The organism is Benzoatithermus flavus (genome assembly GCF_037908215.1).
Taxonomy (GTDB): Bacteria; Pseudomonadota; Alphaproteobacteria; order Geminicoccales; family Geminicoccaceae; genus Benzoatithermus; species Benzoatithermus flavus.
Map to the genome: position 1 here is coordinate 23,791 of NZ_JBBLZC010000021.1, position 26,860 is coordinate 50,650.

The window sequence follows — 26,860 nt, forward strand, 5'->3', positions numbered from 1 at the left end:
GCGACCGAAGCTGCTCGAGGCACGATGCGAACCATCGCCAAAGACGAGACGATCCGCGCCCGCATGGCGCGTGCGCGCACGTCGCCACTCAGGACCTATCAGGAGCTGACGGTGGGCGAGGTCGGTCTGCTGCGGCTCTTGAGCTACGAGCTGCGCACCGGCCTGCTCGGACCGTTGCCCGGCGGGCTCGGCTTCCTCCTGCGCAAGCGCTTCTACCCCGCCCTGTTCGCCGCCTCGGGCTCGGGGCTCGTGATCGGGCGGAACGTCGTCCTGCGTCATCCGGCGCGGATGATGCTCGGCAACGACGTGACCATCGACGACAATTGCGTGCTCGACGCGCGCGGCGCGCCTCATGGTAGGTTCGAGCTGGGTAGCGGGGTGCTCGTCAACCGCAACTCGATCATCCAGGCCAAGGGCGGAGCGCTCACTATCGGCGAGCGGACGTCGATCGGCGCCAATTCGGTCGTCGTCTCGGTCAGCGGGGTGGAGATCGGTCGCGCCGTGCTGATCGCGGGTGGCTGCTACATCAGCGCCGGCAGCTATCCGGTCGGCGACCTGTCGCGTCCCATCATGGACAACGACGTGGTCAGCAAAGGGCCGATCCGGATCGGCGACGGCGTGTGGATCGGCACAGCGGCGGTGATCCTGGACGGGGTAACGATCGGGCGCGATGCGGTGATCGGGGCAGGTGCCGTGGTCACCAGGGATGTGCCGGAGCGGGTGATCGTGGCAGGCGTGCCGGCACGTTCGGTCGGAACGCGTGGCTGACGTCCGGGCGTGTGAGCCAAGCGGAGCGGAACGGGTCATGTGCGGGATCGCGGGGATCGTCGGAGGCCGCCAGGCCGAGCGGGCCGTAATGGCGCGGATGCTGGACGCGTTGCGCCATCGCGGTCCGGACGACGAGGCGATCCATGTCGGTCGCGGCGCTACGCTCGGGCATCGCCGGCTGTCGATCATCGATCTCGAAGGCGGCCGGCAGCCGATCGGCAACGAGGACGGCACCCGCTGGATCGTCTGCAACGGCGAGATCTACAATTACCGGCCGCTCATGGCCGAGCTCGAGGCGAAAGGCCATCGCTTCTCGACGCGCTCCGACACCGAGGTGGTGCTCCATCTCTACGAGGAGATGGGTGAAACCTGCGTCGAGCGCCTGCGCGGCATGTATGCCTTCGCGATCTGGGACGAGGTCGAAGGCAAGCTGTTCGCCGCCCGCGATCATCTCGGCCAGAAACCGCTGTTCTACCGCCTGAACGGCGGCGAGCTCGCCTTCGCCTCGGAGATCAAGGCGCTCCTGACGCTGCTGCCGGGTGCGCCCGAGCCGGATCTGCGCGCCTTGCGGCAATATCTGGCGCTCCGGATCATCGCGCCGCCGCTCACCATGTTCGAGGGTATCGCCAAGCTGCCGCCGGCACACTGTCTGAGCTACAGTCCGGCCCGCGGCTTGCGGATCTGGCGCTATTGGGACCTCGCCTACGAGCCGAAGCTGCGCGGCAACGAGGAGGAGCTCCTGGCCGCTCTCGAGCAGGAGCTGATCGAATCGGTGCGGCTGCATCTGGTCAGCGACGTGCCGGTCGGAGCGTTCCTGAGCGGCGGGCTCGACTCGACGCTCGTGCTGGCTCTCGCCCGGACCCGTGCCGCATCCGGCCGGATGCCGACCTTCACGATCGGGCTACCTTATGGTGCCTTCGACGAGGCGCCCTACGCCCGGCTCGTCGCCGAGCGTTACGGCACCGAGCACCACGAGCAGGTGATGATACCTTCGCTCGTCCAGCACCTGCCGGACCTGATCGATTGCCTCGACGAGCCCTCCGATCCTCTGTCGGTGTGCTCCTACCTGATCAGCCGGATGGCGAGCCGCCACGTCAAGGTGGTGATCGGTGGGGACGGCGGGGACGAGCTGTTCGGTGGCTATGACCGATACTACGGCAATCTGTATGCCGGCTACTACGCGGTGCTGCCGTCGGCCCTGCGACGCCGGGTCGTGGGGCCTCTCCTGCGGCTCGTGCCCGACGGTGCCTGGTACAAGAGCAGGGTTCACCAGGTGAAGTGGCTGCATCAGGCTTCGTTCCTGAGCGGGGGCGAGCGCTATGCCCGAACGCTGGGCTACTTCTACTTCACGCCGGAGCTGATGCAGCGGATCGCCGGTCCGGCACTCGTGACGGATGCCGCGGGCTTCGATCCTTATGCCGCGATCGCCGATGCCTATGCGCAAGCACCTGCGGAGCATCCGGTCGACAGGATGCTCTATGCCGACAGCCGCATCCGTCTTCCTGACCATCCGGTGATGATTCTCGATCGGACCTCGATGGCGCACGGACTCGAGGCGCGGGCTCCGTTCATGGACCACGAGGTGGCTGCGTTCGCGGCCCGGCTCCCGACCGAGCTGAAGGTGCGCTGGCGCACACTGCGATATGCCCAGCAGCGCCTGTGCCAGCACTATCTGCCGAGCGAGATCCTGGCCCGCAAAAAGCAGGGTTTCTCCTCGGCGCTGCCTTACCTCCTCGCCGAGGAGTACAGGCTCCTAGAGCGTGCGCTCCTATACGACTCGCTGCTCGTCCGCGACGGCATCCTTGCTGGTAGCGGTATTCAGGAGCTGCTGATACAGCAGGCGATCGGGCGGGCCGATCACGGCAACCGACTCTGGCTCCTGCTGAATGCGGAAGCCTGGTACAGGATGAAGATCCTCGGCCAGTCACGCGAGGAGCTCGCCGCCGCCATCGCGCGTCACAAGGCCGCGCCGTCACCTCGAGCGGCATGAATGGCGAGTCCCGTTATGCCGACCGGCAGCACGAGCACCCGAGGCATCCCCACCTTCGAGCCCGGTACGGACGGTCCGGTCCGGAAGCGCCGTAGGCCGAACTGGCTGGGCTGGACGCTCGCCATCGTGGTTCTCGTCGGCTGCACTTTTTTCCTCGATCTTGAGGAACTGCTCTCGGGCTTGCGCCGGCTCGGCCCGGGAGAGATCGCGCTCCTGGTGCTGATCTCGACCGCGGACCGGGTGCTCATGGGCATCAAATGGTGGCACCTGCTCGGGATCGCCGGCGTAAAGCTGCCGCTTCTGCAGGTGGTCCGTATCTTCTACCAAGGCAGCTTCGCTGGCGTGTTCCTGCCGAGCCATGTCGGCGGCGATGTGCTGCGTGCCTATTGGGCGAGTGAAGCGAGCGGCGCGCCGCACCACGTTCTGGCGTCACTGATCGTGGAGCGGTTGCTCGGGATGGTCTGCGCGATCAACGTCGCCGTCGCGGGCGGAATGGTGTACGCAGCGATGCTGATGCCGGAGCGGCCGTGGCTCTGGATCGCAGGAGGCGCTCTCATGCTGGTCGGGATCAGCACGGCATTCGCGCTCGCCATGAGCAGCCGTGTGCACGCCTTCGTGCTGAGGCATCTTGCGCGCCATCGTCGGTTCAAGCTGGCCGAGACGCTGCACAGGTTCTATGAGGCTTACGCGTCGTTCGGTGCGGATAAGCAGGGTCTCGCTGCCAATGCGCTCCTGACGCTGCTCGAGCAGATGCTGCAGATGATGCTGATCTACGGCATCGCGCTGGCGCTCGGCATAACGGCGCAGCCGGTCGCCTTTCTCGCTGCGACCGCGCTTTACATGTTCGTCATCCGGATACCGGTGGCACCGGACGGCTGGGGGATCGGAGAGTTGACCGCGATCGGCATCTATGCGCTCATAGACACGAGCACCACGGACGCGTTTTCGATCAGCATCATCGGCCATATCATTCCCATGTTGGCCTTGGCGCCAGGCTTTCTGTTCCTGTTGCGAGGTTCGCCGGAGCCTCCCGCCGCCGAGGCGCGCCGGTTCTGACATGCCGCTTCCTTCCCTCCCGGTCATCGAGCCCGCCATCATGCGCTGCGATCTCTCGATCATCGTGCCGCTATACAATGAGGAGGAAAACGTTCATCTCCTGCACGCGGCGATCTGTGCGGCAGTGCAGTCCTTGGGACTGCATACGGAGATCGTGTTCGTGGACGACGGCAGTCGGGACCGCACCTTCGAGCGCTGCCTGGCGCTGCCGAGAACCGATCCCACCCTGCGGGTGATCAAGTTCCGGCGCAATGCCGGGCAGACGGCGGCCATGGTGGCCGGAATCGACCACGCGCGGGGCGATATCCTGATCACGATGGACGGCGATCTGCAGAACGATCCTCGGGATATTCCGCTCTTTTTAGAGAAGATCCGCGAGGGCTACGATCTCGTCGTCGGCTGGCGCCACGACCGGCAGGACCATTGGTCGCGAGTCCTGCCCTCGAAAGTAGCCAACTGGCTGATCGGGAAGGTCACGGGCGTGCCGATCAAGGATAATGGCTGCTCGCTCAAAGCCTATCGTGCCGAGCTCATCAAGAATATCCCGCTCTACAACGAGATGCACCGCTTCATTCCGGCGATGGCCTCGCTGGCAGCCCCTAGAATCGCCCAGATCAAGGTCCGTCATCATCCGCGTCGTTTCGGCAAGTCGAAATACGGGTTCTCGCGGATCTACAAGGTGTTCGTGGACCTGCTCACGATCCGTACGATCCTGTCCTTCAGCCGTCGCCCCGGAACCTGGCTCGGCATCGTCGCTGGTCTCGCCGGGGGCGGCTCGACCATCTGTCTTCTCCTGAGCCTGTGGCTGCTGGCCATGGAGCCGCTCAGGCATTCGGTGGTGTTCACGAGCATCAGCGTACTCCTCGGGTCATTGTCGATTTTTGCTCTGTTCCTGGCGCTCCTGAGCCAGCTCATCTACGGCACGGCCGTGAAGCGCTTCCGCCCTTTCCTCTTGATGTCGGTCAGGGCGCCAGAGACGTCCACCCGGCCCAGCCTCGGATAAGGCAAGATGATGCGTATCGAGCTGATTTCCGTCGTCGTCCCGGTTACCCAGGACAACGGCGACGTTGTCTCGGCCTATCACAGCTACCGTCGGGTGCTGGGCCGGTACGGCAAGCCGGTCGAGTTCATCTACGTGCTGGACGGGCCGATGCCACAGGCGGCGCAAGCCCTGCGCGCGCTGAAAAACGGCGGCGAGCCGGTCGAGATCCTGTCTTTCGCCACCCCGTTCGGGGAGTCGGCAGCGCTCACCGTAGGATTCCGTCACGCCGCCGGCGACGTGGTCTTCACCCTCACACCTCGTATCGAGGTGGCACCGGACGCGCTGCCGGCGCTGCTCGATGCGCTCGCGACCGCCGATCTCGTCGTCGGTCGCCGTGTGGCCACGAACCGTGGCCAGCCACAGAAGCCACGCAAGTTCGAGCGGACCATCAACGTTCTGTTCGGCACCTCGCTCCAGGACATCCGCTCGCGCGTGCGCGTCATGCGTGCGGAAGTAGCAAAAGAGCTGACCGTCTACGGCAATCAGTACCAATTCCTGCCGCTTTTAGCGCTGGCACAAGGCTTCGCCGTGACCGAGGTCGATCTGCCATCGACCCGCATGCCGCCACGGCTGCAGCGCTTCCTTCCCGTCGACGTGAGCCTCCTGCTCGATGTCGTGACGGTCTACTTCCTTTTGCGTTTCCTCAAAAAGCCGTTCCGTTTTTTCGGCGGATTCGGGTTCGCCGTGCTGGCGCTGGGCGCTGTGTTTACGACCTATCTCGTCCTGGCCCGGCTCGTGTTCGGCATTCCGTTGGTCGACCGCCCGGCTCTCGTGCTCAGCACCCTCATGGTGGTCCTGGGCATCCAGATCATTTCCGTCGGCCTCATCGGCGAGATCGTCGCCTTCACCTATGCCAAGGACATCCGTGACTATCGCGTGGATCGGATCGTCGAGCCGACGACCGTCGAACTGGCCGAGGAGAAAGGTGACACGGCCGTGCAGTCGACCTTGACCAAGGCCTGAGTGGCTGTCTTTGGCAGATGCGATACGGACGTGGCGCACGATCTTGCACCGTACGGGTCGATCATGCTCCACCGAGCCGGTATCGGGACCGTGCTGGGAGCCGGCACCACGGTTTGCGCCTTGGTAGCCCCATCCGACACCGATTCCGGTCGATATGTGCGGGGGATGGCTCGTCGAGGTAAGCTCGCGAGATGTCAGCCGCGGCCTTGGTTGCTCACCTGAGCACGGCGATCGATGGGTCAGCGTCATCGGGCGGCCCGGCAGCCGGGCGAGCGGTCACACCTGCAGATCGTCCGGTTCTCGAGCCAGGGTCGAAGCGAGTGCGAGGTGGCGCTGGTCAGCGGCTACGGGCAGCGCTGGATCGCCGAGATCGTGCGCCGCTACCATGCCGTCAGCCCTGTCGAGCTGGGTGATCGGCGGAACCGGAACGCCGGCGCCAGGTCGCTCCTCGATGAGGAGGCAAGGCGGCGTTGGTCTGCGCGATGGTGACCTGCCCCCGAGATTTCGGACCACGGATGACGTGAGAGAATGGCTCCCGTCAGGAGAGGGGGCCTGCGCCAGTCGAGGTTCACGGAAGAGCAGACGGTCGGGATCATCCGGGGGGTGGATCGCGACGGGGTTGCGTCGGTTGCGAAGCGGCACAAGCTCAGCGAGCAGACGCTGTGCACGTGGAAGAAGCGGTTCGGGGTGTTCCAGCCGGACGCCGTGCGGCGGCTGAAGCAGCTCGCGCAGGAGAACGCGCGGCGGAAGAAGCTGATGGCGGAGCGCGATCTCGAGAGCGAGGTGATGCAGGAGATCGCAAAATGGTGAGCGTGCCGGCCCGCCGGGATCAGGTGATGTACGCGACGCGCCGGGGCGTGTCGCCGCGGCGGGCTTGCACGCCGATGAGGGTGGCGCGCTCGGCGCTGGGCTATCGCTCGCGTCTGGCGGTGAAGGACGCGCCGGTTCTGGCGCGGATGGCGGCGTTGTCGGCGCAGTATCCGCGCTACGGCTATCGGCGGATCCGCATCTGCCTTGCGCGCGACGGCCAGGCGAGGAGCGCGGGTCGCGCGCATCGGCTGTGCCGGCCTGCAGCTTCCGCGCCGGCGACCACGCAAGCGCGTGGCGAGCGGCCGGCCGCGTGCTCCCGCGGCTGGTCAGCGAGCGCGGCGCGCCGGCCTATCTGCGCTGCGACCACGGTCCGGCGTGCGTCGCGCGCGCGGTGCTGGAGTGGATCGTCGAGCAGGGCATCGGCACGGCGTTCATCGATCCGGGTAAGCCGTGGCAGGACGGCGTCAACGGGAGCTTCAACGGCAAGTTCCGCGACGAGTGCCTCAGCCTCGAATGGTTCCGCTCGCGCCGAGGCGAAGGTGGTCATCGAGGCCTGGCGTCGGCACTACAACACCGTGCGGCCCCATCCGAGCCTCGGCTATTTGACGCCAGCGGCCTTCGCCGCGAAGCTCGCACAACAGACCGCAGTGCCCGCTGCACCACCGTCCCGCAAGGGACAGCCGAAGCCAGCAGCAGAGGTGCCAGTCTCAGGCTGACCGTGGTCCGAAGAAGCAGGGCAGGTCAATGGAGGCGAGAATGGCCTCTTCCGGGTCGCCCGTGCCGGTGACGGCGCCACGCTCGAGGCGGCGACGGCTCGGAAGAGCGAACCAGCCCTCGACCAGGTTGAGCCAGGACGCCGAAGTCGGGGTGAAGTGCAGGTGGAAGTGCGGCCGTTTGACCAGCCAGTCATGGATGAGCTGCGTTTTGTGGGTTTTAAGGTTGTCGAGCACGAGATGCACCTCCAGGAGAGCGCGGTCCGGTGGGGCCGGATAGAGGCCGACGATGTCGCGCACCTTGTCGGCGAAAGCGGAATCGGATGACTGCTCGAAGCTCTCCGACCGCTGCGGCTGCGGGCCGAAAGCGCGCCAGATGCGACTCACGGCGGTCCGGCGCATGCCGGCGCGGCGCGCCATGGCGCGCGTGCTCCGATACATGGCGTTCCGCGGCACCTCTTCGAGCGTCGGCGCGACGAGGCGCTCGATCGCTGCGTCGTCGATGGTGCGGGGCGCCCCGGAGCGTGGTGCGCCCATCAGCCCCTCGAGGCGGTGCGCGGCAAAGCGTCGGCGTCAGGTCGCCCCGGTCGGGCGGCCGACGCCCAGGGCCCTGGCCACGCCGAGATTGGTTGCCGCCGGCTCGGCGCGTAGCGTCGGCCGTCATCTCTGTAACGCGCACGATCTTGCGCCGTCCACATCTTGCCCCTCCGTCGTTCGTCACGACGGAAATAGGGTCGTCCCGGTAAAACAGGCTCTCAGACCACTAGGGTCTTCGGACAGACAGCAGGTCGAGTAGCGGCGTGGCGATTCCGCGGCATCTTGGGAGGTTACCACACCGATCCAAGAGTGCCGCGGATGCCCAGACATCGTCTGCGCGATGCCGTATGGGTGTCGCTTCATGCCGAGATAGCTGCGATCCCCGGCATCTGGAAGCGCGGCACCGAACGGTTGCGCCGGTTCGTCGAAGCCGTGGCCTACGTGCTGCGCACCGGCGTGGCCTGGGCCGACCTGCCGGAGCGGTTCGGCAAGCCCAACTCGGTCTACCGCCGCTAGCGCAGGTGGGCCGTGGCCGGGATCTGGGACGAGCCGTTCACCAAGGGCGTGCCCGAGGACGCGCTCGAGACGGTGATGATCGACGCGACGATCACCAAGGCGCAGCGCTTCGCCAGCGGGACGCGCGGGGGCGGCGCGGAGGATCTCGGCCGCTCGCGCGGCGGGCTCACCACCGAGATCCACGCCCTGATCGACGAGCGAGGCCGGCCCTTGTGGCACCTGCTGACACCGGGCCAGGCTGCCGGCTGCCCACGGGCCGCGGCGCTGCCCGACGGCAGCACGCTCCAGCGGCTGATCGCCGATCGCGGCTACGACACCGCCGCCATCTGGTTGGGCAGCGCCGCTGCCCAACGGTGTGCCGAGCACGGGATCGAGGCGGTGACCCCGTCGAAACCGAACCGCAAGCTGCCGATCCCGCACGATCGCGAGCGGTATCGAACCAGGCATCGGATCGAGAACCTCTTCTGCCGAGTGAAGGACTGGATCCGGATCACCTTGCGCAAGGACGAGACCTCGCGCAGCTACGCCGGGTTCGTCAGTCTCGCCTTCGCTCTGATCAACATCCAACTCTGTCATCAGACCCTGGAGGGTGATCCGCTACTTCAGTCGCGAACCGATCATCCGGATCTGGTATGATCCCTTCCACGAGAGAGGGAACTGCCGATACCGGGTGCCTCGATCGGGCAGACGCCGGACTTCTGGTTGGCCGAGCCGCGCGTGGTCAAGGCGCAGATTCAGTCCCTATGCCAGCATGGCGGCCTCCACCGCGACATTCCTCGACAGGCTGCTCGGGCCGGAGCGGCGTAAGACCGGCTGAATGCGCGCCGAGGCGACGGGTGATCCCGGGCCGTGGCGACAGCGGGCCGTGCTCGGCCGCAGCCGCTGGAAAGCCGACGCGCTCTACGATCTGGTGCGCGACTATGCGCTCGAGACCCTGGCGACATCGGATGCGGTGCTGGTGGGGTTGCGCGCGTCAAGTTCCGCAAATTGGGGCCAGGGCGAACGGGCTCGAGCTCGGCAGCGGATGAGATGGCCGAGGTGATCGGGGCTCCGGCCGGCGAGCTTCCTTCGGGCCGGTGATGGGCTCGGTCCGGCGCAGAAAAGCGAGCTGCTGCCCGCCCCAGAGCGCGATCTCGATCAGTCGACCGGAACCAAGGGCCAGAGAAGTCTGCTGCCGCCATTCATCCGATCGCCCTGCCACGAGCTCCTTCGCCCCGCGACACGGGCTCGATACGCGGGTGGAGCTGCCCGAACCCGGGTCAGCCGACCACGACCAGAAGCTCGGTGCCGCCGCGCAGGATGCTCAGCGTGACCTGCTCGCCCCCGCCGGGCAGCTCGGCGTTGCGCAGCTCGGAGAGCGAGCGGATGGGCTGCTGGTCGATGCCGAGAATGATGTCGCCACGGCGCAGCCCGGCCCGTGCGGCCGGGCAGCCGCGGGCGATGCCGGTCACGAGCACGCCGCCGATCCGGTTGAAGGCCGGGTGACCGGGCGGGATGTCGCTCAGCTCCACGCCGGCGAGTTGGTATGGGGGCTGGCCCGCATCGGCCCGGCGATCGCGCGCGGCGGTGATCTTGACGTCGAGCCGGCTGCGCCGGCCGTCGCGGAGGACCTCGAGCGCCACGGTCTGGCCGACCTCGGCGAGCCCGATCCGGTTGCGCAGATCGGCCGAGCTCTTCACCGGGACACCGTCGACGGAGAGGACGACGTCGCCCGGCCTGAGGCCGGCACGGTCGGCGGGGGAGCCGCGCTCGACCTGCGCGATCAGAGCGCCCTGCTGCGCGTCGAGGCCCATGGCCTCCGCGAGCGGCGGGGTGACGTCTTGGATCACCACGCCGATCCGGCCGCGGCGCACATGGCCGAAGCGCAGGAGCTGGTCCATGACCGCGCGCGCCATGTTGGACGGCACGGCGAAGCCGATCCCGACATTGCCGCCGCCAGGGGCGAGGATCGCCGTGTTGATGCCGATGAGCTCGCCCTTGGAGTTGATGAGCGCCCCACCCGAGTTGCCGGGATTGATCGGCGCGTCGGTCTGGATGAAGTCCTCGTATTTGTCATTGGTGATGCCGCCGCGCCCGAGCGCGCTGATGATGCCCGAGGTGACCGTCTGGCCGAGCCCGAACGGGTTGCCGATCGCGACCACGAGATCGCCGACCTTGAGCCGGTCGCTGTCGCCGAACGGCAGCTCGCTCAGGTTGCGGGCCGGGATGCGCAGGAGCGCTATGTCGGTGGCAGGGTCGCTGCCGACGAGCTGTGCGTCGAACTCGCGCTGGTCCTTCAGCGTAACCGTGATCCGGTCGGCGTTCTGTACGACATGATGGTTGGTCAGGACGTAGCCGTGTGGCGCATCGACGATGACGCCCGAGCCGGCGCTGATCGCCTCGCGCTCGCGGGGCTGTTCGGGCAGGTCGAAGAAGCGCCGGAAGAACGGATCGGCGAACAGCGGGTTTTCCGCCATCGGCACCCGACTCACGACCGACACGTTCACGACCGCGGGCGTGGTCCGCTCGAGCAGCGGTGCCATCGTCATGACGCCGCGCTCGGGATCGAGCATGGGATACTGCCCCCATGCCTCCTGCTCCGGAGCCATGCCGGCCAGGGTCAGGCCGACGAGGAGGAGCGTGCGTGCACACCAACGAGCTGACATGTCGACGTTTCCGTATCCCACCCCGAGCGCCGGCTTCGTTGCGCGGCCGGCCGAGCGCCGCATGCACTGTGACGTGGCTGCCGCGAGACCGCAACAAGCTACGAGCCGAGCACGAAAAAATCACGCGAGCGGCGATCCGCTGGCCGTGACGCCGCCGGTCACCGATCGCACGCCAGGCAGAGGATAGCGCACCGGATAGCACGGGTTCGGCAGAACGTGCTGGACCGCCACGCGGCGAACGGTGTCGAGCAGGATCGGGGCACGCAGATTGACGAACGCACGACGCTCGCCCGCCACGTCCTGCAGGCTCACGACGAGGAGCACCGTGCTGTCGGCCGGCGTACAGCCGAGGGCGGCTTCGCAGGCGGCGGCCACGTCGTCCTCGGCCAGAAGCCCGGCCCCGTGCGGGAGGACGACGAAGCGGATCCCCGGATCGTCGAGCGCCGCCAGGAGCAGGGAGGCGGCGGTCCCCGCGAGCGGCGCCAGCCGGAAACGTATCAGGTGCGGGAAGCCCGGCAGGCCTTGCGGGAACCGGATCGGGCACTCCGACGAAACAGGCTGCTCCGGTCTCGGGCACGAGGCAGCACGGAGGGCCGGCCTCTCCCTGCTATCGTGGGCGATCGCGATCATGGCGTGGTCCTGGCCCTCCGCTGGTCGGCTTCGTGCAGGCTGCCGTCGAGCCTGCAGCAGCTTCCGAGCGCATCGGGGCGTGCCTCGCGGATCCTGACCGGACACTCGACCCGTTCGTTCAGTCCACGGCCTGCGGGTCTGGATGGCCGGCTCGGGGGCATGGCACCCGGCAATCCTCTTCCGATGCGCTGGAAATCCACTCTAGCCGTTTGCACTTGCCTAGGGGTCGATGCGCCGGCGCGTCCCGTTCCGCTCACCGCAGGTAATCCGCGAGCGACAGGGCGGCGAGACGGCCGGTCACGGCATAGGCCGCCTCGAGGGTGGCCTGGTCCTGAGCCAGACGGGTCATGACCGTCGGCACGTCGGTATCCTCGATGCCGGAGACGATGTCGTCGAGATAGGCGATGCCGGCCTCGTGCGCGTCCCGGATCGAATCGAGCCGCGCCGCTTCGGCGCCGAGGCCGCCGCGCAGGTCGATGATGCCGTCGAGCGCTGCGTCCAGCCCGGCCATCGCCTGCTCGAGCCCGGCCCGATCGTCGGCTGCATGCGCGACCCGCGCCTGTCCGAGGGCAGCGATCAGGTCGGCGAAGGCCGGATCGCTCGCCGTGACGCCGTAGGTGATCTCGACCCCTTCGTCCACCCGGGCCGAGAGTCGGACCTCGTCGCCACGGTAGTAGAGCGAGGGATCGGCGACGGTGATCGACCCGGCCGGCAGCACTACCGGCGGTCGATCGGTGCGGCTGCCGGCGAAGAGATGATCCTCGCCGAGCTTCGTGTTCAGCCGCGCGGCGATCTCCGCCAGCATGCTGTCGAGCTCGGTCGTGAGCGGCATGTTCCTGCCGGTGCCGCTGTCCAGGCGCCGCACGAGCGCCGCCCGGGCGCGCTGGGCGATTCCGACCAGGCCGTCGAGTGCCGAATCCATCGCCTGCAGCCGTCGGGCGAGCGTCTGGTTCCGGTCGAGGAGCGCACCGGCGAGCGTTCGGGCGTCCCGGGCGCGCAGGAGCAGGCCGGCATCGTCCGCGATCTGGTCGTAGCGCCGTACGGCCTTGCCCGAAGCGATGGCCATCTGCGCCTCGCGCGTGCGGGCCTGTATCGCCGCGAGGGTCGAGGTCAGGCGCTGGCCGTGGGCGAGATCGGCGATCCGGAATGACATGATGCCAGCCCCCCTCAGCGGGCCAGGGACAAGAGATCGTCGAGCATGCGATCGACGATCGAGACCAGCCGCGCCGAGACGGCGTAGGTCTTCTGGTAGAGGACGAGCCGCGACAGCTCTTCGTCGAGGTTGACGCCGGAAACGCTCGCCTGCCGGGCGGCGAGGTCGTCGGCGAGTGCTCGATCGGCCGCCTGCGCCGCATTCGCCCGCTCCGCCGCCACCGCCGTCACGGACACGAGTTCCGCCGCGTAATCGGCGGCGCGGTAAGTCCCGGCCGGCAGCGCGCCCCGTGCCACGGTGGCGAGCCCGGTCTCGAAGGCTGCCGCGAGCTTCTGGGCACCGCGGCCGTCGCCTTTGCCGCCGAGCTTTGCCGAAGGCGGCGGGCCCGCGTTCACGTCGAGCGCGGCTCGCGCGAGCCGGCTGCTGTCGGCTGCGATGTCCTCGCGCACGGCGATCTCCGTCGGCTGCGCTCCGCTCGGCACGACGAGATCGTTGAGGCCGAAATAATGCGAGAAGCCGAGCGTGCGGCGATGGCCGGCGGAATCGGTCACGGTGATGGCGCTGTCGCCCTCGGCCAAGGCGATGCCGTAGCCGGCGGCGCCTGCGATCTCGAGGGCGCCCGACGCGTTCAGGCTCGCCGAGCCGTAGCCGCCGAGATCGTTCGCGATCCGAGCGGCGAGGGCTGCGGGACTCGCGGCGGCGCCGACGTCGACTGCGACCGTGGTCACCGTCGCCCCCGTCCGGCGGTCGATCACGGCGAGCCAGGCGGTGCCGCTGCGGGCCGCGGCAGCGAAGCCACCGGTGTCGGTCCGAGCACCGGTCAGACGTTCGGGAGGTGGCAGGGAAACGGCCGCGTTGTGGGCCGCGTTCAGCGTGTCGCGCACGAGGCCGGCGAGCTCGCCGAGCTGGTCGGCCAGCTCCGGCAGCACCCGGTCGCGCGCTTCCAGGAGGCCCTGCAGCCGCCCGGACCGGAACGGCGAGACGACCCGCTGCCCGGCATCGTCGAGCGGATCGCTGGCGAGCTCGGGGATGAGCTCGGCCCGGATCCCGCCCGTGACGAGGACTACTCCCGCCTCTCCGGCCAGCGGCGCGCCCGTGGCAGGGTCGATCTGGTCCTCGGCGAGCAGGCGAAGCGGGCCGAACGCGGTGCGGGGGCCGACGTCCGCGGCCGGATCGTAGGCGAGCCGATAGAGTTTCTGGTCGAGCAGAGACTGGCCGCCGCGAGTGTAGACGGCGATCGCGCCGTTCTCCCGGCGGGTCACCGAGATTTCGATCCTGGCGGCGAGGCTCTCGAGAAGCGCATCGCGTCGGTCGAGCAGCTCGGCATCGGCGCCCGACCGCGCGATCTCGCCGTTCAGGTCCCGAAGGGCCCGGATTTCGTCGTTGATCGCGGCCACCGTTCCGGCGATCTGCCGGTCGACGTCGCGGCGCATGGCCTGGACCTCGGCGCCGGCACGGCCGATGGCGGCGGTCAGATCCTGCGCCGCCCCGACGAGCGCCTCGGCGCGCGCCGACTCGTCGGGGGCGTCCGCCAGCGCCTGGGCGGCCTTGGCGAGCCGGCCGATGCCACCCGCGAGCCCGCCGCCCGCATCGCCCGGAGCGCCCAGGATCCGGTCCTGGATGCTGGCATAGAGGTCGCTCAGCACCTCGCTGCGCGCGAGCCGGCCCTTCTGCTCGGCGAGGCGAACGTTCAGGAACTCGTCCACGGCCCGGGTCGCGTCGGTGGGTCGGGCGCCCGCTCCGCGGCCATCCAGGACCAGCGCCTCCTGGTGCGCGACCTTGCGTGTGTAGCCTTCGGTGTTGGCATTGGCGACGTTGTTGGCCGTCACGCTCAGCGCACGCTGGGCGACGGCAAGGCCGCTGGTCGCGATCGACAGCACCGAGAACAGGCTCATGGATCACTCCTAGCAGCGGCGGTCGAACGCGACCGCGATGATCCGGCTGCCACCGGCAGGGCCGCGGGCCGGCGTGCCGTAGCCGGGAGAGGTGTCGGCGGCGCTGGTGGCCAGGCTTTCGCCGATCGCCTGGACGACCCCTTCGGCGATCTGCCGCGCCCGGCGCAGGCGCTCGGCATTCGCGCGCACGGTCGCCTGAAACCCGCGCAGCGCGGCATCGAGCGTGGCGCGCTCCTCGGCGGCGAGCTCGGCCAGTGCCTCGGGCTTCTGCCGCAGCCGGCGCAGCTCGAGCTCGTAGCGCTCGGCGAGCGCCGCCTTCTCGGCCTGGAGCGCCTGCAGACGCTCGAGCTTCATCTGACCCAGGAGCGCGTTCTCGGCCTGCATGATGCCCTCGAGCTCGCGCATCAGCGCGAGCAGCATCACGATACGGGTGTGCGATTCGATCATGCAGCCTCCTGGGCCTTGAGCATTTCACGGAGAACGGCATCGGCGATGCCGATACCGCCACTGCGGCTGATCAGCTTGGCGTACTCGTCCTGGAGCATCGCCGCGAAAGGATCGTCCTCGGCATTGCCGAGGGGGCCGGTGAGACCCTGCATGAGCTCGCGCAGGATCTGTGCCAGGAACACGCTCTCGAGCTCTTCCGCCTTGGCGCGCAGCGCCTCCGGCGCTGCCGGTGCCGCTGTGGCGGGCGAGACGGTGGAGACGGTCGCCATCACATCACCTCGATCTCGGCCTGAAGAGCGCCCGCCGCTTTGATCGCCTGGATGATTCCGATCATGTCGCGCGGGCCGACGCCGAGCGCGTTCAGACCGTCCACGAGGTCCTTCAGCGTGGCCGCAGGCGGCAGGGCTACCATGCGACGATGGGATTGGTCGTCGACCTCGATCCTGGTCCGCGGCACGGCCACGGTGTCGCCCTGGCCCAAGGGATTGGGCTGGGACACCTGCGGCTCCTCGGTCACCCGGACCGTCAGGTTCGCCTGCGCCACCGCCACCTGGCTGATCCGCACGTTCTCGCCCATGACGATGATGCCGGAGCGCTCGTCGATCAGGATCCGGGCCGGCGTGTCGGGCTCGACCGGAAGCTGCTCGATCTCGCTCAGGAGCTGGGCCACCCGACCGCCATAGCTCCTCGGCACCGGCAGGATCACGGTCGAGGGATCGGAGGCGCGGGCGCTGCCGGCACCGAGCCGCTCGTTGATCGCGGCGGCGATCCGCTCGGCCGTGGTGAAGTCGGGGTTGCGCAGCGCCAGACGAACTTGGCCGAGCTGGTCGAGCGCGAAGTCGACCTCACGCTCGACCAGTCCGCCGCCGGGGATGCGGGCCGCGGTCGGCACGCCGCGGGTGACGCTGGCGGCGTCGCCCTTGGCCTCGAATCCGCCGACGCTCAGCGCCCCTTGCGCCACGGCGTAGGCTTCGCCGTCGGCACCCAGAAGCGGGGTCACCAGCAGCGTGCCGCCCAGGAGCGACTTGGCGTCACCCAGAGCGCTCACCGAGACGTCGATCCGGCTGCCCTGCCGCGCGAACGGCGGCAGGGTGGCGGTCACCATGACCGCCGCCACGTTCTTGGTGTTGAGGTTGGTGCCGCGCGTGCTCACCCCGAGCCGCTCGAGCATCGCGACCAGGCTCTCCTGGGTGAACAGCGCGTTGCGCAAAGAATCGCCCGTGCCGTTCAGGCCGACGACGAGGCCGTAGCCCACGAGCATGTTGCTGCGCACGCCCTCGAAGTCGGCGATGTCCTTGATGCGCGAGGTCGCTGCCGCCGCGACGCTCGTGCCTGCGACGAGCAGCAGGAGCGCCGCGCCGACGAGGTGGCGCGCCCATTCCCGCAGCGGCAGGAGCGACGACGGCGAGCGGCGGACGGCACTGGTCGAGACCTGCATCTTGCGCCCATGTTGCGGGGACCGAGGATCGACGGCGCTTCTTGCGAACACCGTGCCAAGCCGGGAAAAGCCGCCGTTCCCGGGCAGGCGGGCGGGCCCGGGTAGGGCGCCGGGATGTCCCGACCCGGCAGAATTTTCCTGCTGCCCGGCAGATCCTGCCGGGTCGAGGCGCCGCTTCACCCTCGGTTAACCTCGCGCGCCTAGGATCGTGCCCGGGCACCGCCGATAGGCGGGACGCTTCGGCCATGGAGGGCGACATGCGCGTGCTCGGCCCCGGGGTCTGTCTTGCCGCTGCTCTGCGCCCTGAACCGGCGCGTGCCGGCTCCGGCCCGCCGTTTCCGCCGCCGGTGGCATCGTCCCCCAGCACCATGCCGAGCGCCGGAACCGCGGCCCTGGCATCGCTCGAAGTCGTGCTGGCGCTTCAGATGCTGCCCGACGCGGCGGAACGTCGCCGTCGGGCGCTGCGCCGCGGCAGCGGTCTCCTCGACCGGCTCGAGGAACTGCATGCGGCGCTGCTGGAAGGGAGTCTGCCGGTCGCCACCCTGCATCGGCTCCGTCGGGCGCTGGCGCAGCCTGCCGATGTGCCCGATGATCCGGCGCTCGCCGCCATTCTCGGTGAGATCGAGCTCAGGGTCGCGGTCGAGCTCGCCAAGCTCGAGCGCGCCTGCGGCTGAGCCGCCTTCCGGCCTCCTGACGCACGATGTCGCAGCGCGGCGGACGGAGTGGCGACATTCGGCCGGGCACGACGATATCGAAGGCCGGAGTCGCCGGCGATTCCTGACGCGGCGACGGGTTCGAGCCTCCCTCGGACACAAGGCGTGCCGGGCTCGCGACTCGTGCGCTGCATTGAGCCAGATCAATGCGAGGCAGGGTCCGGCGCGCGAGCTAGGCCCGACATGATCGGTCGTGACCACATCTTGCAGGCAGGGCGGGATGAGCACTGAAGTGATGCAGGCCGAGGACGCGCTCTCGCGCGCCCAGCAGAAGGCGTCCCCACTCTACAAGGGGCGGGTGGAGGTCTACGCGAAGGCGGTCAAGGGACGGTTTCGGACCATCAAGTGGGCAGCGCTCTGCGTCCTGCTCGGCATCTACTACCTCGCGCCGTTCATCCGTTGGGACCGCGGGCCCGGCGCCCCGGATCAGGCCATCCTCGTCGACATGGCCGGGCGGCGGCTCTACTTCTTCTGGATCGAGATCTGGCCGCAGGAGATCTACTTCCTGACCGGCATCCTGATGCTCGCGGCCTTCGGCCTGTTCCTCGCGACCTCGCTCTTCGGCCGCCTGTGGTGCGGCTTCGCCTGCCCGCAGACCGTCTGGACCGACCTGTTCATGCAGGTCGAGCGCTGGATCGAAGGTGACCGTGCGGAGCGTATGCGCTTCGACAAGGCACCCTGGACGAGCTGGAAGATCCTCAAGCGCACAGCGAAGCACGCCGCTTGGCTCCTGATCGCCTTTCTGACCGGCGGTGCCTGGATCATGTACTTCAACGACGCGCCGACCGTGATCCGGGAGTTCTTCACGGGCGAGGCCGGGCTTGCGGTCTATTTCTTCGTCGCCCTGTTCACGAGTACGACCTATCTCCTCGCCGGCTTCGCGCGCGAGCAGGTCTGCACCTACATGTGCCCGTGGCCGCGCATCCAGGGCTCGCTCGTCGACAAGGACACGCTGGCCGTCACCTACGAGGCCTGGCGTGGCGAGCCGCGCGGCAAGTACCGCAAGGGCGAGAGCTGGGATGCCCGCGGCGACTGCATCGACTGCAAGCAGTGCGTCGCCGTCTGCCCGATGGGCATCGACATCCGCGACGGCTTCCAGCTCGAGTGCATCGGCTGCGGCCTGTGCATCGACGCCTGCGACGACGTCATGACCAAGATCGGCCGGCCGCCGAAGCTGATCGCCTACGACAGCGAGCGCAACCAGGAGCTCCGCGCTCTGGGCCAGCCCCCGCAATACCGCCTGGTGCGCCCGCGGACCATCCTCTATGCCGTCATCCTCGGCCTGGTCGCCGCGATCATGCTGGGCGTCCTGCTCCTGCGCTCGACCGTCGACGTCAACGTCCTGCCCGATCGCAATCCCCTGTTCGTGACGCTCTCGGACGGCTCGATCCGCAACGGCTACACCATCCGCGTGATGAACAAGACCCGCTCGGAGAAGGCGTACGAGCTCCGCCTGGCCGGCACGGATGCCGTCCTGAGCGCTCTCGGCCAGGAGGGTCACGCCGGCAGCATCACGCTTCTGGCACCGCCGGACGGCGTCTCGACCCATCACGTCTTCGTGCAGCTTCCGCGCAAGGAGGTGAAGGGCGAGGTGAACGACGTCACCTTCGAGCTCACCGATACCGCCACCGGCAGCGTGAAGACCTTCGGCACCGTGTTCCGGGGGCCCAAGCGATGAGCACCGCCATCATGCAGCAGAAGGAACAGCGCGGCTCCTGGATCCCTTGGCTCTTCGTCGCCTTCTTCCTCGTGGTCGTCGCCGTGAACGGCACCATGATCTGGTTCGCCACGGAGAGCTGGACCGGCCTCTCCACGGACGACCCCTACGACAAGGGCCTCACCTACAACCGGAACCTCGAGGCGGCGCAGCGTCAGGCGGCACTCGGCTGGCAGCCCAAGCTGACGGCCCGGATCGTTTCCGGCTTCTCCGCCGAGGCCGAGCTCGCCGTGACCGACGCCAGAGGCGCGCCCCTGACCGATGCCAGGGTCGTGGCCTCGTTCGAGCGGCCGCTCGAAGAGCGGTCCGACTTCAAGGTGGAGCTGACCCCCACGCGGCCCGGCGTGTACCGTGCCGCTTTCGACCTGCCGCTGACCGGCTTGTGGATCGCCCATGTCACGATCCGCCGCGGCGACGACCTCTACGTCCACGAGCAGCGGATGGTCCTGCGATGACCACGGCCGCCCTGCCTCTCCCCAGCGGTGCCCCGGCGTCGATCGCCGATGCACCCGCGGCGCTCGACGTGGTTCCCTTCGTCCGCCAGGAGGCGGGCAGCGGCACCAACGTCCTCCATCTTCTGGTCGAAGGCGTCCATTGCGGCGCCTGCATCCGGCGCATCGAGCGCGCGCTGCAGCGCGAGGGCGGGCTCGAGACCGCGCGCGTGAACCTGACCACGCGGCGTCTCACCATCCGCTGGAACGGCGAGCCGGTGCGCGGCAACCGCCTGGCGCAGGTGGTGACGGACCTCGGCTACGGCGTCGTTCCGTTCGACCCGGACCGGCTCAAGGCCCTCGACAACAAGGCCGAGAGCGAGCTCCTGCGCTGCCTCGCCGTGGCGGGCTTCGCCGCGGGCAACGTGATGCTGCTCGCGGTCTCGGTCTGGGCCGGCCACTTCTACACCATGGGCGAGGCGACCCGGACCTTCTTCCACTGGTTCGAGGCGCTGATCGCGCTCCCGGCCATCGCCTATGCCGGACGGCCGTTCTTCCGCTCCGCCTTCAAGGCGCTCCGGGCCGGGCACACCAACATGGACGTGCCGATCTCGCTCGCGGTGCTGCTCGCCCCCGGCATGAGCCTGGTCGAGACCATCCGCAGCGGCGAGCACGCCTATTTCGACAGCGCCATCACGCTCCTCTTCTTCCTCCTGATCGGCCGCTATCTCGACCAGCGCGCCCGCGGCACGGCCCGCTCGGCCGCCGAACGGCTCCTGGCGCTCAACGCGTCGGCCGTGACCCTGGTGCTGCCCGACGGCACCACGCGCAGCGTGCGGCCGGAGCAGCTCGAGGCCGGGCAGGAGGTGCTGGTCGCGACCGGCGAGCGGGTCGGCGTCGACGGGGTCGTGATCGAGGGAGCGAGCGAGCTGGATACGAGCCTGATCACCGGCGAGACCGTGCCGCAGCGGGTCGGGGCCGGCGAGCGGGTGTTCGCGGGCACGATCAATCTCGGCGCCCCGCTCCGGCTCAAGGTCCGGGCGGTAGGCGAGGGTACGCTGCTCGCCGAGATCGTGCGGCTCATGGAGCTGGCCGAGCAGCGCCGATCGCGCTTCGTCGCCATCGCCGACCGGGTGGCCAAGGCTTACGCCCCGGCCGTGCACGGCCTCGCGGCCATCACCTTCCTGGGCTGGACTCTCACCGGCGCCGTGGGTTGGCAGACAGCGCTCCTCTATGCCATCGCCGTCCTGATCGTCACCTGCCCGTGCGCGCTCGGCCTCGCCGTGCCGGCCGTGCAGGTGCTGGCCAGCGGGCGCCTCATGCGCCACGGCACGCTCCTGAAGTCGGCCACCGCCCTCGAGCGCTTCGCGCGCGCCGACACGGTGGTGTTCGACAAGACCGGAACGCTCACCACGGGCCGGCTCGAGCTCGAGCGCGGCGGGATCGCCCCGGACGTGCTGACGGCGGCGGCCGGCATGGCCAAGGCTTCGCACCATCCGCTGGCGCGGGCGCTCGCCGCCGCCGCACCGGACGCTCCGGCCGTCTCGGGTGTGGAGGAGGTGCCGGGCATGGGCCTCAGGCTCGTCCGCTCCGAGGGCGAATGGCGCCTGGGCCGGCGCGGCTGGGCCGCGGACGTGCCGGAGGATGCCACGGTCGGGGCCGAACTCTGGTTCGCGCGGCCCGGGGTCGGGCCGGTGCGGCTCGCCTTCGTGGACCGCGTGCGCGAGGATGCGGCCGTTGTCGTGCACGAGCTGAAGCGGCGCGGTTATCGCGTGGTACTTTTGTCCGGCGACCGCGAGCCCACCGTGCGCGCGATCGCGGACGAGCTCGGCATCGCAGAATGGCACGCGGCCTTGAAGCCGCAGGACAAGACGGCCCGGCTCGAGGCGCTGGCCGCCGAAGGCCGCAAGGTGCTGATGGTGGGCGACGGGCTCAACGATGCGCCGGCCCTGGCGGCGGCCTACGTGTCGCTCTCGCCCGCCACTGCGGTCGACATCTCCCAGACCGCGGCCGACGCCGTGTTTCAGGGCCAGCGCCTGGCACCAGTGCTCGCGGTGATCGACGTCGCGAAGCGTGCCGAGCGGCTGGTCAAGCAGAACTTCGCGCTTTCCTTCGGCTACAACGTGTTCACCGTGCCGCTGGCCATGGCGGGGCTGGTCACGCCGCTCGTGGCCGCGATCGCCATGTCGACGAGCTCGATCGTCGTCGTGCTGAACTCGCTGCGCTTGAACTGGACGACGCGGCGTGCCACCTCGGTGCCATGAGCGGCCTGATCTACCTGATCCCGATCGCCCTGTTCCTGGGCCTTCTCGGCCTGGGCGCCTTCTTGTGGGCGATGCGCAGCGGGCAGTTCGACGATCTCGACGGGGCGGCGGAGCGGATTCTCTTCGACGATGAGGACGACGACGGGCACCGGACCTGATCCCGCCTCCGTACGCGAGGCACCGTCCGGTCGGGGGCATCTGATCGCGGTCGCGAACCTCAAGGGCGGGACCGGTAAGAGCACGCTCGCCATCAATGTCGCCTGTGCCCTCGCTGAGCGGGGGCGGCGGGTGATCGTCGTCGACAACGACCCGCAAGGCACGGCCACGGCCTGGGCCGCACGCGCGAGCCTGCCGGCGGCTTGCGTCCACCGTCCGCTCCAGTCGTTCGCGCAGGCCGAGCCCTGGATCAACGCCGTCCAGAGCCTGCGGACCGAATACGATCTCGTGATCGTGGATCTGCCGGCATCGGTGGCGCCGGCGCTCGGGGCCGCCCTGCTGATGGCGACCGTGATCCTGATCCCGACCTCGCCGAGCGAGATCGATCTCGAGGCGACCCGGCGCGTGCTGCGCCACGTCTGCCGGGCGCGCGAGGAGCGTCGGAAGCAGCCGCCGGCCGTGCTCGTGGTGCCGAACCGTGTCGTGCCCATGGAGCGCGGCATCGCCGACTTCGTGCAGCGGCTCGCCCGCCTCGGCGAGCAGGTCGCCCCGCCTCTGCGCCAGAGCGTGGGCTTCGATCTCGCGTTCGAGCAGGGCCAGTGGATCGGCAGCTTCCGGCCGAACAGCGCGGCGCACAACGAGATCCTGACGCTCGCCGAGCTGGTCGAGCACCGGCTCGCAGCACTTCCGCCCTCGCCCTGGCCGGCTGGCTCGGGCCTGCGCCGCGGCTCGGCCGAGAATGGTGACGGGGCCGCGGAGCCGACGGCGGCTCCTCCTCGCCGCGGCGGCATTCTGCGCCGCCTGTTCGGCTCGTCCCGGCGCGGTGTCGACGCGTCCTGACGGACAAGCCGGCCGGCTCGTGGCGACGGAGGCCGGCATCGAGCCCGATCCATGTCGCCTCGACGCAAGCAGGCACTGCGGCAGAGTCTAGTTTCCCTCGTCGAGTGATTTCCACAGGGTGGCGGCGATGGCGACGGATCCCGTTCTCGAACCTTTCCAGCTCAAAGGTCTCCGGCTCAAGAACCGGATCATGAGCACGGCGCACGCCCCGTCCTACGTCGAGGACAACAAGCCGACCTTGCGCTACCGGCTCTACCACGAGGAGAAGGCCAAGGGCGGGCTGGCGCTTACCATGTTCGGCGGCTCGACCACCACCGCCCCGGACAGCCCCTCGGCCTTCGGCCAGATCAACGCCTCGACCGACGCCATCATCCCCTATTTCCAGAAGCTCGCCGAGGTCGTGCACCGGCACGACTGCGCCATCATGTGCCAGATCACGCACATGGGACGGCGCACCTGCGACGACGTCGCCGACTGGCTGCCGACCCTGGCACCCTCGCCGGTGCGCGAGCGGCAGCACCGCTCGTTCCCCAAGGTGATCGAACCGCACGAGATCCGGCGCGTCATCAGGGGCTATGCCGCCGGTGCCCGGCGCTGCATGGAAGGCGGGCTCGACGGCTGCGAGGTGATCGCCTGGGGCCATCTCATCGATCAGTTTCTCTCGCCCGCGATCAACAAGCGCGACGACGAATATGGCGGCAGCCTCGAGAACCGCTGCCGCTTCGCGCTCGAGGTGTTCGGTGCCATCCGCGAGGCGGTAGGCAAGGACTTCATCGTCGGCATCCGGCTCACCGGCGACGAGCACGTGCCGGGCGGGCGCGATCCCGCCGAGAGCGAGGCCATTGCCCGCATCCTGGCCGAGAGCGGCCTCATCGACTTCTTCAACGTCGTGGGCGGCACGCTCGGCACCGACGCCCAGGTCGCCTACACCATCCCGAGCATGGGTCGCCGCTCCGCTCCCTTTCTCGAGCTCGCCGGCCGCATCAAGAAGGCCACGGGCCTGCCGGTGTTCCAGGCCTCGCGCATCACCGACCTTGCGACCGCGCGCTGGGCGCTCGAGCAGGGCTTCGTCGACATGGTCGGCATGACCCGTGCGCATATTGCCGACCCGCACATCGTGGCGAAGTTGCGCCGCGGCGAGGAGCACCGCATTCGGCCCTGTGTCGGCATGGGCTACTGCATCGACCGCATCTACCAGGGCAAGGACGCGCTCTGCATCCACAACGCCGCCACCGGCCGCGAGGCGACCATGCCGCACGTGGTCCCGCCGACCGAGGGCAGGAGGCGCAAGGTCGTGGTCGTGGGCGGCGGTGTAGCCGGCATGGAGGCCGCGAGGGTCGCGAAGCTGCGCGGGCACGAGGTCGTGCTGCTCGAGGCCACCGACCGGCTGGGCGGTCAGGTCAACCTCGCCGCCAAGGCGCCGGGGCGCGAGGAAGTCGCCGGCATCGCCGGCTGGCTCGCCGCCGAGCTCGAGATTCTGGGCGTGGACGTCCGCCTCAACACCTATGCCGAGGCCGACGACGTGCTCGCGCTGGAGCCCGACGTCGTGATCGTCGCCACGGGCGGCATTCCGAACACGAGCTTCCTCGAGGCCGGCGAGGATCTGGTGAGTTCGGTCTGGGACGTGCTCGGCGGCTATGTCGAGCCCACCGGCAGCGTGCTGCTCTACGACGACCACGGCTGGCACCAGGGTCCCTCGACGGCGGTGGCGCTCGCCAAGAAGGGCCTCGAGGTCGAGGTCGTGACCCCGGACCGGATGGTCGCGTTCGAGGTGGGTGCTACCAACTTCCCGAACTATCTCCGCGAGTTCTACCGTCACGGGGTCAAGGTGACGCCCGATCTCGAGCTGCGCTCCGTCCGGCGCGACGGCAACCGGCTCGTGGCCACCTTCTGGAACGAGTACAACGAGGAGACGGTGGAGCGCGTCGCCGACCACGTCGTGGTCGAGCACGGCACGCTGCCCGTGGACGAGCTCTACTTCGCCCTCAAGGAAGGCTCGCGCAACGGCGGCGAGATCGACGTCGAGGGGCTCGTGCGGGGCGCGCCCGAGGAGATCGTCGTCAACCCCGAGGGGCGCTATCTCCTCTATCGGGTGGGCGATGCGGTCTCCTCGCGCAACATCCACGCCGCGATCTACGATTCCTTGCGGCTCTGCAAGGGCTTGTGACGCAGTCGGATCGGGCCTCCGGAGGCTTGACCGGAGGCCCGTCCATCACCATCAACCGGGCATGGCCGAAGCCCCGATCTCTCCTGCGAGCGAGACCCCGAAGCCGCCCGGCCTACGCGGCGCCGAGCTGATCCGGAGCCTGCTGCCGACCCTTCCCTTCGAGCCCGGCGTCTATCGCATGATCGACGAGCGGGGGGAGGTGCTCTATGTCGGCAAGGCGAAGGCGCTCAGAAAGCGCGTCGCCGCCTACACCAAGCCGCAGGCGCTGCCGGCGCGCCTGCAGCGGATGGTGGCGCTCACCCGCGCCATGGAGTTCGTCACCACGGCGAGCGAGGTCGAGGCCCTCCTCCTCGAGGCCAACCTCATCAAGCGCTTCCGGCCCGCCTTCAACATCGTCCTGCGCGACGACAAGAGCTTCCCCTACATCGCCATCAGGAAGGGCCACGACTTCCCGCTGATCGGCAAGCACCGGGGTGCGAAGCGGCCCGACGCCGAGTATTTCGGCCCGTTCGCCTCGGCGGGTGCGGTCAACGAGGCCCTGAACGCGCTCCTGAAGGCCTTCCCTTTGCGGAGCTGCCAGGATTCGGTCTTCGAGAGCCGCAGCCGGCCCTGCCTCCAGTACCAGATCAAGCGCTGCTCCGCTCCTTGCGTCGGCCGGATCGGCAAGGAGGCCTACGCCAGGCTGGTCGAGGAGGCGCGCGCGTTCCTCGCCGGCCGGTCGCACGAGGTCCAGGCCCGGCTGCAGCGCGAGATGGAGGAAGCGAGCAGACAGCTCGAGTTCGAGCGCGCGGCGGCCTTGCGCGACCGGCTCAAGGCCATGGCGCACATCCAGGCCCGCCAGGGCATCAACACCGAGGCCGTCGACGACGCCGACATCATCGCCGCCCACATGGAAGGCGGGCAGGTCTGCGTGCAGGTGTTCTTCTACCGGAACGGCTGCAATTACGGCAACCGTGCCTACTACCCCGCGCACGCCAAGGACGCCGGGACCGGCGAGATCCTGGCCGCCTTCCTGGCGCAGTTCTATGCCGAGCGGGCGCCTGCACGCCTCGTGCTCCTGGCCGAGCCCGTGCCCGAGCAGGAGCTCCTGGCCGAAGCGCTCTCGCTCCGCGCGGGCCGGAAGGTCCAGATCACCGTGCCGCAGCGCGGCGACAAGCGCCAGCTCGTCGAGATCGCGCTCGCCAACGCCCGCCAGGCGCTGGCACGGCGGCTCGCCGACACCGCCACCCAGGAGATGCTGCTCGAGCAGCTCGCCGAGCGTTTCGACCTGCCGGAGGCGCCGCGGCGCATCGAGGTCTACGACAACAGCCACATCCAGGGCGCTCACGCCATCGGCGCCTTCATCGTCGCCGGCCCCGAAGGTTTCGACAGGCGCAGCTATCGCACCTTCGACATCAAGGGCACGGAGCTCACCCCCGGCGACGACTATGCCATGATGCGCGAGGTCCTGCGCCGCCGCTTCGCGCGCCTCGTCAAGGAGGACCCGGAGCGGCAGAGCGGCTCCTGGCCCGATCTCGTCGTCATCGACGGCGGTGCCGGCCAGCTCGCGGCGGCACGGGAGGTCCTGACCGGGCTCGATCTCGGCGACCTGCGGCTCATGGCCGTGGCGAAAGGTCCCGAGCGCAACGCCGGCCAGGAGCGCTTCTTTCTGCCGGATCGGGAGCCGCTGGCCCTGGACCCGCGCGATCCGGTCCTCTACTTTGTCCAGCGCTTGCGCGACGAGGCGCACCGGTTCGCCGTCCAGACGCATCGCGGCAAGCGGACCCGCGCGATTGGGCGTTCCCCGCTCGATCGGGTGCCCGGCATCGGCGCCAAGCGCAAGCGCGCGCTCCTGAATCATTTCGGGTCCGCGCGCGGCGTGGCCGAGGCCGGCCTCCTCGACCTCGAGCGGGTTCCGGGTATCAACAAGGCTGTCGCGAAGGCCATCTATGATCATTTCCACGACAGCGCCTGAGGGCTATACCGCGCA

At 69.1% G+C, this 26,860-nt stretch carries 23 protein-coding genes and 3 pseudogenes; 18 read left to right on the forward strand and 8 right to left on the reverse strand.

Annotation, left to right across the window (positions count from 1 at the left end; genetic code table 11):
- Nucleotides 1–24 precede the first annotated feature (24 nt).
- The 7 genes and pseudogenes from U1T56_RS18060 (at nucleotide 25) to U1T56_RS18090 (ending at nucleotide 7,345) form a co-directional block, all read left to right on the forward strand.
- Entirely contained in the window at nucleotides 25–768 is a 744-nt protein-coding gene (locus U1T56_RS18060; protein ID WP_418160889.1) for an acyltransferase, read from the forward strand.
- Between the two features lie 37 nt (nucleotides 769–805).
- Nucleotides 806–2,758: an asparagine synthase (glutamine-hydrolyzing) gene (gene asnB, locus U1T56_RS18065; RefSeq protein ID WP_418160890.1), complete on the forward strand. Its 1,953-nt coding sequence runs from the start codon at nucleotides 806–808 to the stop codon at nucleotides 2,756–2,758.
- Nucleotides 2,759–2,773: 15 nt separating this feature from the next.
- Nucleotides 2,774–3,814 carry a lysylphosphatidylglycerol synthase transmembrane domain-containing protein gene (locus tag U1T56_RS18070; RefSeq protein WP_418160891.1) on the forward strand — a complete coding sequence of 347 codons (1,041 nt, stop codon included), beginning with the start codon at nucleotides 2,774–2,776 and terminating at the stop codon, nucleotides 3,812–3,814.
- 1 nt (nucleotide 3,815) lies between these two features.
- Nucleotides 3,816–4,817: a glycosyltransferase family 2 protein gene (locus U1T56_RS18075; RefSeq protein WP_418160892.1), complete on the forward strand. Its 1,002-nt coding sequence runs from the start codon at nucleotides 3,816–3,818 to the stop codon at nucleotides 4,815–4,817.
- A 6-nt stretch (nucleotides 4,818–4,823) separates the two neighbouring features.
- Nucleotides 4,824–5,819: a glycosyltransferase gene (locus U1T56_RS18080; RefSeq protein WP_418160893.1), complete on the forward strand. Its 996-nt coding sequence runs from the start codon at nucleotides 4,824–4,826 to the stop codon at nucleotides 5,817–5,819.
- A gap of 234 nt (nucleotides 5,820–6,053) precedes the next feature.
- A complete protein-coding gene (locus tag U1T56_RS18085; RefSeq protein ID WP_418160894.1) occupies nucleotides 6,054–6,308 on the forward strand; it encodes a hypothetical protein in 255 nt (84 codons plus the stop codon).
- A 63-nt stretch (nucleotides 6,309–6,371) separates the two neighbouring features.
- Nucleotides 6,372–7,345, forward strand: a pseudogene (locus U1T56_RS18090) (integrase core domain-containing protein).
- A gap of 24 nt (nucleotides 7,346–7,369) precedes the next feature.
- Here U1T56_RS18090 and U1T56_RS18095 read toward each other — a convergent pair.
- Nucleotides 7,370–7,987, reverse strand: a pseudogene (locus U1T56_RS18095) (transposase); the annotation flags it as partial.
- 210 nt (nucleotides 7,988–8,197) lie between these two features.
- Here U1T56_RS18095 and U1T56_RS18100 point away from each other — a divergent pair.
- From U1T56_RS18100 to U1T56_RS18110, 3 genes and pseudogenes are all read left to right on the forward strand, one after another.
- Entirely contained in the window at nucleotides 8,198–8,395 is a 198-nt protein-coding gene (locus tag U1T56_RS18100; RefSeq protein WP_418160895.1) for a transposase, read from the forward strand.
- Between the two features lie 12 nt (nucleotides 8,396–8,407).
- On the forward strand, nucleotides 8,408–9,031 hold the full coding sequence (locus U1T56_RS18105) for an IS5 family transposase (protein ID WP_418160896.1): 624 nt from the start codon (nucleotides 8,408–8,410) through the stop codon (nucleotides 9,029–9,031).
- A 66-nt stretch (nucleotides 9,032–9,097) separates the two neighbouring features.
- Nucleotides 9,098–9,356: pseudogene (locus tag U1T56_RS18110) on the forward strand (IS701 family transposase); the annotation flags it as partial.
- 298 nt (nucleotides 9,357–9,654) lie between these two features.
- Here the strand turns inward: U1T56_RS18110 and U1T56_RS18115 are convergent.
- From U1T56_RS18115 to U1T56_RS18145, 7 genes are all read right to left on the reverse strand, one after another.
- A complete protein-coding gene (locus tag U1T56_RS18115; RefSeq protein WP_418160897.1) occupies nucleotides 9,655–11,040 on the reverse strand; it encodes a DegQ family serine endoprotease in 1,386 nt (461 codons plus the stop codon).
- Nucleotides 11,041–11,160: 120 nt separating this feature from the next.
- Complete coding sequence (fliW, locus tag U1T56_RS18120) at nucleotides 11,161–11,670, reverse strand: flagellar assembly protein FliW (RefSeq protein ID WP_418160898.1); 510 nt, start codon at nucleotides 11,668–11,670, stop codon at nucleotides 11,161–11,163.
- A gap of 253 nt (nucleotides 11,671–11,923) precedes the next feature.
- Entirely contained in the window at nucleotides 11,924–12,823 is a 900-nt protein-coding gene (locus U1T56_RS18125) for a flagellin (protein ID WP_418160899.1), read from the reverse strand.
- 14 nt (nucleotides 12,824–12,837) lie between these two features.
- On the reverse strand, nucleotides 12,838–14,718 hold the full coding sequence (locus U1T56_RS18130) for a flagellar hook-associated protein FlgK (RefSeq protein WP_418160900.1): 1,881 nt from the start codon (nucleotides 14,716–14,718) through the stop codon (nucleotides 12,838–12,840).
- Between the two features lie 9 nt (nucleotides 14,719–14,727).
- Nucleotides 14,728–15,165, reverse strand: a complete 438-nt coding sequence (locus U1T56_RS18135; RefSeq protein ID WP_418160901.1) for a hypothetical protein — start codon at nucleotides 15,163–15,165, stop codon at nucleotides 14,728–14,730.
- Complete coding sequence (locus U1T56_RS18140; RefSeq protein WP_418160902.1) at nucleotides 15,162–15,434, reverse strand: rod-binding protein; 273 nt, start codon at nucleotides 15,432–15,434, stop codon at nucleotides 15,162–15,164. The genes U1T56_RS18135 and U1T56_RS18140 overlap by 4 nt, the downstream gene beginning before the upstream one ends.
- Complete coding sequence (locus U1T56_RS18145) at nucleotides 15,434–16,603, reverse strand: flagellar basal body P-ring protein FlgI (RefSeq protein ID WP_418160903.1); 1,170 nt, start codon at nucleotides 16,601–16,603, stop codon at nucleotides 15,434–15,436. Before U1T56_RS18145 ends, U1T56_RS18140 begins: the two co-directional genes overlap by 1 nt.
- A 257-nt stretch (nucleotides 16,604–16,860) precedes the next feature.
- Between U1T56_RS18145 and U1T56_RS18150 the strand changes: the two genes are divergently transcribed.
- The 8 genes from U1T56_RS18150 (at nucleotide 16,861) to uvrC (ending at nucleotide 26,845) form a co-directional block, all read left to right on the forward strand.
- Nucleotides 16,861–17,277, forward strand: coding sequence for a flagellar assembly protein FliX (locus tag U1T56_RS18150; RefSeq protein ID WP_418160904.1), 417 nt, complete (start codon nucleotides 16,861–16,863; stop codon nucleotides 17,275–17,277).
- A gap of 259 nt (nucleotides 17,278–17,536) precedes the next feature.
- The gene (ccoG, locus tag U1T56_RS18155) at nucleotides 17,537–18,994 is read left to right on the forward strand and encodes a cytochrome c oxidase accessory protein CcoG (protein ID WP_418160905.1); all 1,458 of its coding nucleotides are present in this window, start codon (nucleotides 17,537–17,539) and stop codon (nucleotides 18,992–18,994) included.
- The gene (locus tag U1T56_RS18160; RefSeq protein WP_418160906.1) at nucleotides 18,991–19,488 is read left to right on the forward strand and encodes a FixH family protein; all 498 of its coding nucleotides are present in this window, start codon (nucleotides 18,991–18,993) and stop codon (nucleotides 19,486–19,488) included. The genes ccoG and U1T56_RS18160 overlap by 4 nt, the downstream gene beginning before the upstream one ends.
- Nucleotides 19,485–21,728: a heavy metal translocating P-type ATPase gene (locus U1T56_RS18165; RefSeq protein WP_418160907.1), complete on the forward strand. Its 2,244-nt coding sequence runs from the start codon at nucleotides 19,485–19,487 to the stop codon at nucleotides 21,726–21,728. The genes U1T56_RS18160 and U1T56_RS18165 overlap by 4 nt, the downstream gene beginning before the upstream one ends.
- Nucleotides 21,725–21,886 (forward strand): cbb3-type cytochrome oxidase assembly protein CcoS, encoded by a 162-nt coding sequence (ccoS, locus tag U1T56_RS18170; protein ID WP_418160908.1) that lies wholly within the window; start codon nucleotides 21,725–21,727, stop codon nucleotides 21,884–21,886. Before U1T56_RS18165 ends, ccoS begins: the two co-directional genes overlap by 4 nt.
- Nucleotides 21,858–22,724, forward strand: coding sequence for a ParA family protein (locus tag U1T56_RS18175; protein WP_418160909.1), 867 nt, complete (start codon nucleotides 21,858–21,860; stop codon nucleotides 22,722–22,724). Before ccoS ends, U1T56_RS18175 begins: the two co-directional genes overlap by 29 nt.
- Before the next feature lie 127 nt (nucleotides 22,725–22,851).
- Entirely contained in the window at nucleotides 22,852–24,891 is a 2,040-nt protein-coding gene (locus tag U1T56_RS18180) for an oxidoreductase (protein ID WP_418160910.1), read from the forward strand.
- A gap of 61 nt (nucleotides 24,892–24,952) precedes the next feature.
- Nucleotides 24,953–26,845 carry an excinuclease ABC subunit UvrC gene (uvrC, locus tag U1T56_RS18185; protein WP_418160911.1) on the forward strand — a complete coding sequence of 631 codons (1,893 nt, stop codon included), beginning with the start codon at nucleotides 24,953–24,955 and terminating at the stop codon, nucleotides 26,843–26,845.
- Nucleotides 26,846–26,860: the final 15 nt, after the last annotated feature.